Origin of the sequence: Marinobacter sp. MDS2 (assembly GCF_030718085.1) — a bacterium.
Taxonomy (GTDB): Bacteria; Pseudomonadota; Gammaproteobacteria; order Pseudomonadales; family Oleiphilaceae; genus Marinobacter.
On the sequence record NZ_JAVAJF010000001.1, the window covers coordinates 124,120 to 135,824 of the forward strand.

An 11,705-nucleotide genomic window follows, 5' to 3' on the forward strand; every position below is an offset into this window, starting at 1 on the left:
GGCACAAAAAAACGGCTCCCGAGGGAGCCGCTTTCAATCAACCTTTCGGAAGAGATCAGTGCACGTGACCGTGCTCTTGCTCTTCGTCAGTTGCTTCGCGAGCTTCTACAACTTCCACGTCGAAGTGCAGAGTCTCACCCGCCAGCGGGTGGTTTGCATCGATAGTGACCGTTTCTTCGCTCACTTCAACAACACGAACAACCTGAGGGCCGCCCGGAGTTTGTGCTTGGAACTGCATGCCCGGCTCGATGGTGTCTACACCTTCGAAAGCGGAGCGAGGAACAGGCTGGATCAGCTCTTCGTTAACTTCGCCGTAGCCTTCAGCAGGTTCTACGGAAACTTTAACCTGGTCGCCAGCGTTCTTTTCGTTCAGTGCGCTTTCCAGTCCACCGATGATGTTCTGTGCACCTTCCAGGTAAGACAGAGGCTCACGGCCTTCTACACGGGAGGAGTCAAGCTGCTCTCCCTGGTCGTTGGTGAGCGTGTAATGGATGGTGACAACACGTGGTTGGGCCATGTGATCTCCTTGCGAGTCGCAGTGACTATGTATTTAAAATGGAGGTAATCGAAAGGAACGTGAACAGATGCACTGCACAGAGGGACTAACGACCACCGGCCTCGTTAGAGAGCCTGGCTCGATAACAAGAAAGAAACCACAGTTTAACAAGTGACAGACTGCGTTTTCTACCTTCTTTATGGAGACAGCTCCGGGCTTTTCAACCGCCCTGCCCGATTTTCCAGAAATTTCCGTTGCTCATCACACCGACAACGTTAACTCCGTTGATCTCCCGCTCTTCAGCAACCGCCACCAAATCGTAAAACGCACTGGTTTGCAGCCGTGCTTCAACACCATGACGCACAGAGATTGTCGGTCTTGGCTCATCGCTGCCCGGATAGCTTTCAATCGTCAAGCCGTGGTCGCGGCCAATCTCGAGGGTTTCACCCATGTTGGTGGTAAAACTCAGCACCTGGCTCTCGCCTTCTCCCGTTACTACCAACGTGTGCGCAAGCAAGGGAGAATCCTCAACCTGGATACGCCATTTCTCTACGGGGGTTACCAGGTAATAATGGCCGTCGTCTTCACGGCGTAGAATGGTCGAAAAGAGTTTAACAATGGCCTCACGCTCGATGGGGTTGCCTTTGAAAACCCACTGGCCATCTCGAGTGATCACCAGGTCCATGTCACCGGAGAGTTCCGGATGCCATTTGTCCAGCGGTGGCAAACTGCGCTCATTCGAATGCTCGCTAACGACCTTGGCAATGTCTTCGGGTTTTGTACTCACGGGCGAACTCCTTCTACTTTGTTGCCGGCAGCGTTACAGACCGCGCATAGACTCGGGTCGCAAAGGCACAGCGCCCGGCTTGGTGATGGCGAGATTCACCTGCTCCAGCAACCTCTGCTTGTCCTGACCTAACGTGCCTTTGAGCACCAGATAGTTCGAAGCGTGATCACTGCGGAAGGTGGTATTCTCAAGCTCCAGGTGCTCAAGGAACACCTGAATTTCTTCAAACAGCCCTTGCTGGTCAAGAGGCTCGAAGTCGTCTCCAAAACCCTCACGGAACCGCTCTTCGCCCTGAGGAAAACTGACCACCAACGTAGACAAGTAATCCGGCTGGGTTTCGTTGCACAGCGTCGCGGTGTTGATGGCGTGTTGGCGAGAAAGTGTTTTGCCACCGAGGCCGTTAAGCACCATCACAGAACTGGTCAGGCCGGCCTGCTTGATTTTGTTCAAAGCAGAACGAGTGGATTCCCAGGTTTCACCTTTGTTGATCCGTCGCAGTACTTCGTCGTCGCCAGACTCCATACCCACGTACAGAATACCCAAACCAGCTTCACGCAGAGCGATCAAATCCTCAACGGACTTTTTGGTCAGATTTCGCGGCAAACAATAGCTGGACACCCGCTGCAACCCCGGGAACGCCTCTTTCAGCTCATGAAGAACTTCCAGCAACCGCCGCGTGGGTAGCACCATGGCATCGCCATCGGCCAAAAACACACGGGGCACGCTTCCAAACGCCTTGGCGGCCTTTTCGATGTCAGCCCGAACATCCGCAGGCTTTCTGGCCCGGAATTTTTTCTGGGGCTGGGTATACATCTCACAGAACGTACATTGGTTCCATGAACAGCCATTAGTGAGCGGCAGAATAAGAGACTTTGCCTCACTCGGTGGCCTAAAGACCGGTTCAATGTATTCAATCGGGAAACTGTACATAGCGGCTCAGTTAACGTGAGAAAAAATGGCAGTATCGATAATCAGGGCACGAACTGCGTTTTCAAGGTGGCACAGTCCGGCCCGACAACGGGCATGTCGAGCACAACCGCTTGCGCAGTCATGAACGGCATGCCATTGCGGTGCCCGTCTGATAACAAGGTTGTGAGGCTGCCCACTAAAGGCATGTGCGACACCAGCATCAACGGTGATTCCTTGTTTTCGAGCAACGCATCCAGGCATCGGCCCGGATCATCGTCCGGCGTGATGAAGGACTTCTCTTTCACAGGAACGCCCAGTATGTCGGCAACAATGGCAGCGGTCTGCCGTGCCCGGATGTAAGGGCTACACCATATAACACAGGGCTTGGAATCGGATTTGGCGATTTGTTCCGCCACATTGGCGGCCTGCTTCCGCCCGACCTCGGTCAACTCCCGCTCGTGATCAAGAGAGTGCCTGCCTGCCTCACCGTGGCGCATGATGATCAGTTGCATAATACTCTCCTCGTTCAGCTTGGGTGATTACTGAGCCACTGTACGGGGCAAAATGAACTCCACATCCGAGTTCTGAACGGCGTTCATCAGATTTTTGATAACGGCCCCAATCGGCGCATCGTTGTATAGAATCTCGTACAGCCCCCGTACCAGCGGCATGTGGATTCCGATAGCCTCAGATTTGTCTCGTACTAGCTTAAGAGTATAGATGCCCTCAGCCACCTGCCCCAATTCTTCGGCGGCCTCATCCAGTTTTTTACCGGTGCCTACGGCGTAACCCACCCGGAAGTTTCGGCTCTTGCTGGAGGTGCAGGTTGCAATCAGGTCGCCCACGCCGGCCAGCCCCATGAACGTCATAGGATTGGCGCCCAGGCTCACCGCAAACCGGCTCATCTCCGCCAGCCCGCGGGTAATCAGCATCGCTTTGGCGTTTTCACCAAGATTTTGGGCAGAGGCTAATCCTGCAACGATGGCGTAGATGTTTTTCAGTGCACCCGCCAGCTCGACTCCGTAGACATCAACGTTGGCGTAGACACGGAAATAGTCGCAACCGAGCAATTCCTGAACAGTCTGACGAACCGCTGGATCCTTCGCGGCGATAACCGTTGCCGTCAACTCACGGTTAACGATCTCACCCGCTAGGTTGGGACCACTCAGCACACCGGATCGGCAGCGCGGGATTTCTTCCAGCAAGATTTCACTCATCAGCTTGAAGCCTTGCTGCTCAATCCCTTTGGTCAGGCTGACAACAATCTGATCATCTTTGAAGGCGCTGCTGTTGTCGCGAATCACCGAACGGAACGCCTTCGAAGGAATGGCCACAAAGACCACATCGGCACTGCCCACGGCCCCGGCAAGATCCGTTGTCGGCAGGATCTCGCCTTCAAGGACGATATCCGGCATGTAACGGCCATTCATGCGGGTTGAGCGGATTTCTTCGACCTGACCTTCATCGCGCATCCAAAAGTGCACGGTATGGCCGTTTTCACCGAGAACCTTGGCCATAGCAGTTCCGAAACTGCCGCCACCAAGGACTGCAACGTTTTGCGTTTTCGCCAAATCAGATTTCGGCGTTACGTTTTCTGGCATAGTGTTTCCGTAGGTTCGTGTTAGGCATGACCCGGCGTTAGAGGATAACGATCAGCCGGGTTCTTCACACTCTAAAGCTCGGACGAGATTCTTGAACTCTTCCCGGTTTTTGCTGTTCATGCCCATCAATACCCGATGAGCGTCCAGCACTTTCTCGCGGACTTGTTGTTCGCTGGCCTTGAGAACCGGAATTTCTTCAAGATCTTCAATTCGGGACGCCGGCTCGCGGACAATGATAAAGATCTTGTCGAAGCCCATAGACGAGATGATGCGGGTGACATCGGGGTTGGTAGAAATCAGAGTCGGAAGAAAGTGGCTCTGTTTGTATGCCGCCAACGCAATCTTGGCAAGCAGCCCGAGCGTTGTACTATCGACAATCTCGGTTTCGGTGAGGTCGATTACGACCGTTTTGAAGTCTGGATCCCGGGTGATGGACTCGACGAGATTATCCAGCGTCGAACACAGGTTCAGCCGGATCTCTCCGATAAACTTCAGGACGTAGATTCCCTGCTTATCTGCTTGCAGGATTTTATAACCAGCCATTTTTTTCACAGTGCCACTAAGTCGACGACGTTTGATCTGAGCCAGTTAACTGGTCAGTTACCGATACTATCGCTATATCGTCAGGCAGCTCCGAGATGCTTTTTAATCCCAAGGCCTCGCTCAGCGATGCGATAGTGTGACTACCTCCTGATACGAGTTCAAGTAGCGTTCGTTCCTTTTCATCGAGACTTTTGTCAGGAATGACCTCCAAAATACCATCCGAGAACAATAACAGACGGAAGGGCCGATCCAGTTTAACCTCGTACAACTCCCATTCGGGCTCGTCGAACAAGCCCACCGGCAGGCCACTGCCTTCCAGAAACCGGGTCTCTCCGCCTTCAAATGATAAAATAGGCATCGGAAAATGCGCCCCCACCGCGTAACTCAAGGTTCGCTCGGACAACGTGATAATGCCGACAAATACAGTGACGTGTTTACCGAGCCCGGTATCCATCAACTCTGAGTTTATACGCTCGAGAATCCGCTGTGGATGCATGATGTCATCACTGGACTGGCGGCGCAGGTTACGCTTTAAGCGGTTGGTCAGGTTCTTGAGCAAGACGGTGACAAAGGCCGAGCTGGCACCGTGGCCTGATACATCGGCGATGTAGACCAGCACTTTGTCTTTTGTCAGGCGGATGTAATCCAGAAAATCGCCGCTGAGGTACAAAGACGGCTTGATCAGGTAATCCGTATGCAGCCCGCACATTTCCTGATTGTGATCAGGCAGCATCTTCAACTGAACTTTGCGGCCTGCGTTTTGATCGGCCCGCAGTTCGGCAATGCCGCTACGTAGGTCCAGGTTCGCCTCTTCCAGCTCTTCCCGATAAAGCTTGTTCAGTCGATTCACCCGAATTCGATCGAACAATTTTTCGATGACATCGTCCAGCGCATCTTTGCTGGCGCTGCAAGGCTTGAGCACAATGTCTTCGGCACCCGCACGCAGCAGCTCAACAACCTCGGCACTGGAGGTACTTCGGGTATACGCAACGATGGGGATATAGCTGTCAGCCGCATCCAAACGGCGGTTAAGATCTTCTATAACATCCGGAGCAAGGTCGGCAAAGATGGCGTCCGGCATGTGCTCGGCAAACAAACTGCGGGCCGCGCCAATATCCGGACAAACGCTCACATAGAAGCCCCTGGCATCCAGGTATCGTGACAGGTCTGAACGGGCCTGTTCATTGGCGTCGATAATTAAAATGCGCTCGGTGCGCGAGGTCATGTTAGTTGCCCTAAACTACCAGCGGTAAAAGAAAAACAGGCGTTATAAGGACTATTCTGGCATGACCTTGTGATATAACAAGGCCATACTGATTTTTTTGGGGGATTTGTAACCATGCGACGTGCCGTCAAAGACCTTCTGGGTGCCTACGACAAACTCATCATGGACCCTGTGCATGGTGGTATTCCTCTTTATCGGCACGAAATTCAGGTTATTGACCACCCTCTTTTCCAGCGTTTACGAAACATCTGCCAGAACGACATTCTCAGTTTGGTGTTTCCGGGCGCAACCCATTCACGGTTCCTGCACAGCATTGGTGTCATGCATGTCGGCACACGCATGTTCCGCGCAATGATCGACGCCTATCTTCGCGAGCGGCAACTTAGCGAACAAACGGAATTAAGCCTGAATCAACTCGATGCCATTGATTATCTCGCCAAGATCATCCGCTTAGGGTGTTTGTTGCACGACAGCGGCCACTCCAGCTTTTCACACCAGTTCACTCAGGCCCGCCGGATTCGGGAGCTTATGTCACGCCCTGAACGATTTAAGGAACTGTGGCGTGGCGAAGATTACAGCCGTTATCATCCTGAGGAACCAGAAGAGCTGGAGCACGAGCACTATTCGGTGCGTGTAGCGCACGAAGTGCTTTCATCGGTGGATCTAGACGCTGCTGGCCTGCATGCAGAAGACATCATTGGCATCATGGAAACGACTCAGGTAACGCCAAGTGAAACCTTCTGTCGCCACGCCCATACGTTCCTTGCTTTTATTGCGGGCGATCAGACACTGGCGAAATCCAACGGTGAGCAAGAAGTACCTAAGCTCGTAATGGGACTGTTATCGTCCATCGTGTCTGGCGAAATCGATGCCGACCGCGCCGACTACATGCTTCGGGACGGGTTCCACAGTTCCGTTACCATCGGCGGTTTCAATCTTGACCACTTGCTCAGTAACCTGCGGTTCGGCTGGGATGTTTCAGAGCCCTGGATGGGTCTTGCCATCACTCATAAAGGCCTCGGTGCCCTCGAGGATTTCGTTTACAGCCGCTACCAGATGTATCGCAAAGTGTATGGCCACAAAACTGCGCTCGGGTTTGACTGGCTCCTGCGGGAAGCTATTAACGAAGTGTTGGAAGATGCTGAGAGCTTTGAGTGGATTGATACCTGCCTCAGCGATATGAGCTTTTTTGCCGAGCTGACCGACAGTTTCTTCTGGGAAGCGTTCCGTAAAGTTGCCCGCAAACAGCCCAAGAGCTACTCGTTCCTGATTGTAAACCGGGTCAAGCTCAATCATCTGGATACCCGGGAAAACCTGAGCACCGCGGAGATCCAGAATCACAGCCGGTGGCTGGCAGGGGAACTCGGTTTGTCCGCTGACGACGTGGTGACCTGCACCATGAAAGCCCGGTTCTCAAACATTCAGGACAATTTCAACGGCATCAAAGTACTGGCCAAAGACCCGATCACCCGCAAGCGCTCCCTTCGCAAGATTACCGATGTGAGCGCCTTCTTCTCGAAATTCGGGGACGGCACCATCATCCACTTCTACCGGCAACCCGACGTTGCGGCTAAAGCGCCAGATCTCACTGAATAAATCCGACGCCCAAATCTCAACCCGCCAGCATGGCCTGGGTCAGCCGGCTGGCGCTTTCCCACGCCCCTTCAACACGACCACCCACCAGCCAATCACCGGCGATGCCCACGCCTTCGCTCTGATCCCACAAAAAGCCGGGGCGATCGGTAGACGCTGATCGCGCGTACAACCAGCGGTGTGCAACCGAATCAGTGGGCGTTCCGTCAAAGCCGGTTAGCTGTTTAAACTCCGCCAGCAAATCATTACTCACCTTTTCGGGACTGGCATCTACGTTAGCATCTGTCCACTCAGGCGTAGCATGCAGAACCCACCATTGCCCGTCATCATTGCGCCCCGGCTTTGACGAATTATTAGCCACCCAATACAGCACGTCGGAGTCGGGCCGCATCGCGTCGAATTGAGCCGAGGGCATTTCATCAAACCGCGCTGCAACAGCCCAGCAAGGCAGTATGTCGCCCCCGGGCGATCGGGTTTCGTTCACCAACGGCATCAATCCGCTCGCGGCCAACAGCTCCTGAGTTTGCGCGGGAGGCGCAGTGACCACCACCTGATCAAACTCACCGTGATCTTTACCGTCGGTGCAAATCAACTGCCAACGCGAACCTGCACGGTTCATGCGAGCAATCCGGACCTGCGCCGTGAGTTCTACATGCTCTGAAAGCCCACGAGTAATGGCGGTCATTCTCGGAATCCCTACGTAACGAGATTCGTCCGGAAACGGTTGCCAGCTTTTATCCGCTTGCTGGAACCCGAAAGTCGCGCCCCATTGCCCAAACGAATCTGAGCTCGCGTAAGTTTCGAGAAAGGTCAAAAACGCCGGATCCCGGCCCGTAAAATACTGGGCACCAATATCGACAGATCCGTCTGCTACTCTTTTTGAAGACATGCGGCCACCTGGCCCCCGGCTTTTTTCAAACACCCGGACACGATGGCCTGATTTGCCAAGCAAAATCGCTGCGGTCAAGCCCGCCAGACCTGATCCGATAACGGCAACGCTGCGTATAGCTGGGGTATCTAAGGTTTCACTTTCCATGGCTGTATATGACCCGAATTAATGATTTTTTGACAAACATTCTAAGATGGTTCGACTCTGAAGCAGGTTTGGATCACCTGGATTCTCAATGCCGCCGGTTCAACATGATCAGAGTTCTTCCCTTTCTGGCGCTGCACGCGGCCTGCCTACTGGTAATCTACACCGGAACGAGCACTTTTGCCGTGGGATTTGCCATCGCCTTTTTCCTGATCCGGATGTTTTCAATCACCGCCTTCTATCACCGATATTTTGCTCACAAATCGTTCAAAACCAGCCGCGCTGCGCAATTCGTTTTCGCCATTCTCGGTGCCAGTTCGGCTCAGCGGGGCCCTCTTTGGTGGGCAGCTCATCACCGGCATCACCACCAGCACTCGGATAACCCGGAAGACCTGCACTCCCCTCATCATGGCGGATTCTGGTGGTCACACGTGGGCTGGTTTACCTGCGACGCCGGATTTGTGATGGATGAACGCCGTATCCGGGATTGGCTAAAATTTCCGGAACTCCGCTTTATCAACCGCTTTGATTCCCTGATTCCTGCCGCTTTTGCCGTTCTGATTTACCTTTTCGGGGAGGCGTTGGCCAAATGGGCGCCCGCCCTCGGCACCAATGGCTTGCAGCTTCTCGTTTGGGGTTTCTTTATTTCAACCGTTGCGCTGTTTCACGCCACCGTATCCATCAACTCGTTGTCGCATGTTTGGGGCAAACGCCGGTTCGACACCAACGACGACAGCCGGAACAATTTCTGGTTGGCGTTGCTAACGCTGGGAGAAGGCTGGCACAACAACCATCACCGTTGGCCCCAGTCGGCTCGCCAGGGGTTCCGCTGGTACGAGATTGATATCACCTGGTACGGCCTCTGGATCCTTTCCAAGCTGGGCATCATTTGGGATCTGGCACCGATTCCGCCCCACATCGTTGCAGAAACCCTGGCCACCGACCAAAACCGATCAAGGAAGCCAAGACAATGAATCCCCCAGACAACGTTGTGGAAGTTGGCTCCAAAGAGAAAGCCATGCAGATAACACTGAACGCCTTCTGCGGCCTATACAACAAGCTGGATAAAGGCCACCTTAACGAATTGGCGGCGGTGTACCACGAAGACATCGAATTCCAGGACCCGTTCGGGCAGGTACTCGGGCTTGACGCATTGACCGAATACATGGCAGGCGCCTACCAGAACGTTATCCGGTGCCAGTTCCGATTTGGCGAGCCGGTTATCCAATACCCGCGGTGTTGTATCCCTTGGGTGATGGAACTCAGCCACAAACGTATCCAGCGCGGCAAGCCTGTTTACGTCGAAGGCATGAGCCATTTACTCATCCGAAATGGCAAAGTGTGCACTCACCGGGATTACTTTGATGCCGGGGAGCTGCTGTACGAGCACCTCCCGCTATTCGGTGGCGCAATACGCTGGGTTAAGAGGCATGCCGGATGAGCAAGCGTGTGATGCCTGAATCCAATATCTGGCTGACCGGAGCCTCCTCTGGCATTGGCGAAGCGCTCGTGCATGAGTTGGCCCAACACGGGCACAATCTGGTGATCACAGGTCGGCGCCAGCAACCTTTGAATGAGTTGGCCGGGCATTGGCCAGAGCAGATCCATACCGCGGCCGCTGACACTACCAGTCGGGATGAACTTGCCGAGCTTGCGAAGTCCCTGAATCACTTTGGCGACCTCGACATGGTGATTCTCAATGCGGGCACGTGCGAGTACGTAGACATAGCGGAATACGACAGCTCGATTATCGAAGCCAACCTGAACACCAATGTGCTCGGAACCGCGCGATGTCTGGATATTGCCCTGCCTGCGCTGCGAGCGACCCGCGCCAAAGGTAAACCGGCTCACGTGGTGATTGTCAGCTCCTCGGCCTGGTGGTTTCCGTTTAGTCGAGCAGAGGGATATGGCGCGTCGAAAGCAGCCCTCACCTATCTCGCTCACTCGCTGAGAGCCGACCTGGCCTCAGAGGGAATCGAGGTTGTGGTGGTTTCTCCCGGCTTTGTAAAAACCCCCTTAACCGACCGAAACGATTTCCCGATGCCCTTTATGGTCAGCGCCGAGGAGGCCGCAATCCGCATTCACCAGGGCCTCGCCAAAGGGAAACGGGAAATTGCCTTTCCTCGCCGTTTCACCTGGACTTTGAAGGCGCTGGGCTGCTTGCCTCAAAAGATGATTGATCGTATGGCCGCCTCAATGGCCCGAAACACAGATAACAACGTTTGAATGGATCTGCTACAGGAATTGCTTTGATGAATCAGGAACGCCAACGGATTGCAGTAATCGGTGCCGGAGTATCTGGCTTGACCGCAGCCTGGCTGCTTAGCGAACACCACGATGTGGAACTCTTTGAGGCAGCCGATTACGCCGGCGGTCATACCAATACCGAATACGTGAAAGTGGGTGAAAAAACCTGGCCGGTGAATACCGGTTTTATTGTGTTCAATGACTGGACCTACCCTAACTTCATCAAGCTGATGGATCGTCTTGGCGTGGCCTCGGAAGTCAGTACCATGAGTTTCAGCGTGGATTCCCACGCCACGGGGTTGCAATACAACGGTACGAGCCTGAACACCCTGTTCGCGCAACGTCGTAATCTGTTCAATTTCAAGTTCCTGACCATGGTTCGGGAGATTCTTCGCTTCAACAAGGAAGCCCGTGCCGATTTGTCCGATGGACAAATACCCGAAGGTGAAACCCTGGGCGAATATTTAAACCGCAACCGATACAGTCATTACTTCCGCAAGCACTACATTGTGCCCATGGGTGCCGCCATCTGGTCTGCTCCGGAGCTGGTGCTGGAACAATTCCCGATTCGTTTTTTCCTTCAGTTCTTTAACAACCACGGCATGTTATCTGTCGATGACCGGCCAACCTGGCGTGTCATTTCCGGGGGCTCTGCCAGCTACGTCACACGGATGATGAAACGGCTTGGCGACAAAACGCATCTGAACAGCCCGGTGTCGGATATCCAACGCGATAACGAGGGCGTGACCGTGGTGTCGAATGGCAGAAACCATCGGTTTGATCAGGTTGTTCTTGCCTGTCACAGCAATCAGGCTTTGGCGATGCTGAGTGCCCCAACCTCGAAAGAACAGGATATTCTGGGGGCTATCGGGTACCAGAAAAACGATGTAGTGCTGCACACCGATGCCAGCGTGCTGCCCTCAAACCGGCTGGCGTGGGCGGCCTGGAATTACATGGTACCGGAACACAGCACTCAGCCAGTTTCGGTTACCTACAACATGAATATCCTCCAGAACTTTGACGACGCTCCGGAAACTTTCTGTGTCACCCTGAACCGCAGCCACGATATCGCCCCAGACAAAGTCATCAAACGCTTCGAATACGATCACCCGGTGTTCACACTGAACGCAGTCGCCGCCCAGGAGCGTTACCACGAAATCGGCGAGCACAACCGCACACATTTTTGCGGTGCGTATTGGTTCAATGGTTTCCATGAAGACGGCGTGCGAAGCGCATTACGGGTCGCAAAAGCTTTTGGGGTGGAGCTCTGA

General features: G+C 53.9%; 13 protein-coding genes. 5 read left to right on the forward strand and 8 right to left on the reverse strand.

Annotated elements, in window-relative coordinates:
• Positions 1-55 precede the first annotated feature (55 nt).
• The 7 genes from Q9245_RS00585 to Q9245_RS00615 form a co-directional block, all read right to left on the reverse strand.
• Positions 56-517 (reverse strand): peptidylprolyl isomerase, encoded by a 462-nt coding sequence (locus Q9245_RS00585; RefSeq protein WP_305895342.1) that lies wholly within the window; start codon positions 515-517, stop codon positions 56-58.
• Positions 518-716: 199 nt separating this feature from the next.
• Positions 717-1,283 (reverse strand): DUF1285 domain-containing protein, encoded by a 567-nt coding sequence (locus Q9245_RS00590; RefSeq protein ID WP_305895343.1) that lies wholly within the window; start codon positions 1,281-1,283, stop codon positions 717-719.
• Positions 1,284-1,316: 33 nt separating this feature from the next.
• Entirely contained in the window at positions 1,317-2,213 is an 897-nt protein-coding gene (locus Q9245_RS00595) for a radical SAM protein (protein WP_305895344.1), read from the reverse strand.
• Between the two features lie 41 nt (positions 2,214-2,254).
• Complete coding sequence (gene sixA, locus Q9245_RS00600) at positions 2,255-2,704, reverse strand: phosphohistidine phosphatase SixA (protein ID WP_305895345.1); 450 nt, start codon at positions 2,702-2,704, stop codon at positions 2,255-2,257.
• Positions 2,705-2,731: 27 nt separating this feature from the next.
• Positions 2,732-3,763: an NAD(P)H-dependent glycerol-3-phosphate dehydrogenase gene (locus Q9245_RS00605; protein WP_305897141.1), complete on the reverse strand. Its 1,032-nt coding sequence runs from the start codon at positions 3,761-3,763 to the stop codon at positions 2,732-2,734.
• Positions 3,764-3,844: 81 nt separating this feature from the next.
• On the reverse strand, positions 3,845-4,336 hold the full coding sequence (locus tag Q9245_RS00610) for an STAS domain-containing protein (RefSeq protein ID WP_199007087.1): 492 nt from the start codon (positions 4,334-4,336) through the stop codon (positions 3,845-3,847).
• Positions 4,337-4,352: 16 nt separating this feature from the next.
• On the reverse strand, positions 4,353-5,561 hold the full coding sequence (locus Q9245_RS00615; RefSeq protein ID WP_305895346.1) for a PP2C family protein-serine/threonine phosphatase: 1,209 nt from the start codon (positions 5,559-5,561) through the stop codon (positions 4,353-4,355).
• 114 nt (positions 5,562-5,675) lie between these two features.
• Between Q9245_RS00615 and Q9245_RS00620 the strand changes: the two genes are divergently transcribed.
• Positions 5,676-7,157, forward strand: a complete 1,482-nt coding sequence (locus tag Q9245_RS00620; protein ID WP_305895347.1) for an HD domain-containing protein — start codon at positions 5,676-5,678, stop codon at positions 7,155-7,157.
• A gap of 16 nt (positions 7,158-7,173) precedes the next feature.
• Here Q9245_RS00620 and Q9245_RS00625 read toward each other — a convergent pair whose 3' ends face one another.
• Entirely contained in the window at positions 7,174-8,190 is a 1,017-nt protein-coding gene (locus tag Q9245_RS00625; protein ID WP_305895348.1) for an NAD(P)/FAD-dependent oxidoreductase, read from the reverse strand.
• Between the two features lie 8 nt (positions 8,191-8,198).
• Here Q9245_RS00625 and Q9245_RS00630 point away from each other — a divergent pair, with 8 nt between their 5' ends.
• From Q9245_RS00630 to Q9245_RS00645, 4 genes are read left to right on the forward strand one after another with little or no spacing between them, the layout of a single operon-like run.
• Positions 8,199-9,161 carry an acyl-CoA desaturase gene (locus tag Q9245_RS00630; RefSeq protein WP_371824775.1) on the forward strand — a complete coding sequence of 321 codons (963 nt, stop codon included), beginning with the start codon at positions 8,199-8,201 and terminating at the stop codon, positions 9,159-9,161.
• Entirely contained in the window at positions 9,158-9,628 is a 471-nt protein-coding gene (locus tag Q9245_RS00635; RefSeq protein ID WP_305895350.1) for a nuclear transport factor 2 family protein, read from the forward strand. Before Q9245_RS00630 ends, Q9245_RS00635 begins: the two co-directional genes overlap by 4 nt.
• Positions 9,625-10,413 carry an SDR family oxidoreductase gene (locus tag Q9245_RS00640; RefSeq protein WP_305895351.1) on the forward strand — a complete coding sequence of 263 codons (789 nt, stop codon included), beginning with the start codon at positions 9,625-9,627 and terminating at the stop codon, positions 10,411-10,413. The genes Q9245_RS00635 and Q9245_RS00640 overlap by 4 nt, the downstream gene beginning before the upstream one ends.
• A 26-nt stretch (positions 10,414-10,439) precedes the next feature.
• The gene (locus tag Q9245_RS00645) at positions 10,440-11,705 is read left to right on the forward strand and encodes an NAD(P)/FAD-dependent oxidoreductase (RefSeq protein WP_305895352.1); all 1,266 of its coding nucleotides are present in this window, start codon (positions 10,440-10,442) and stop codon (positions 11,703-11,705) included.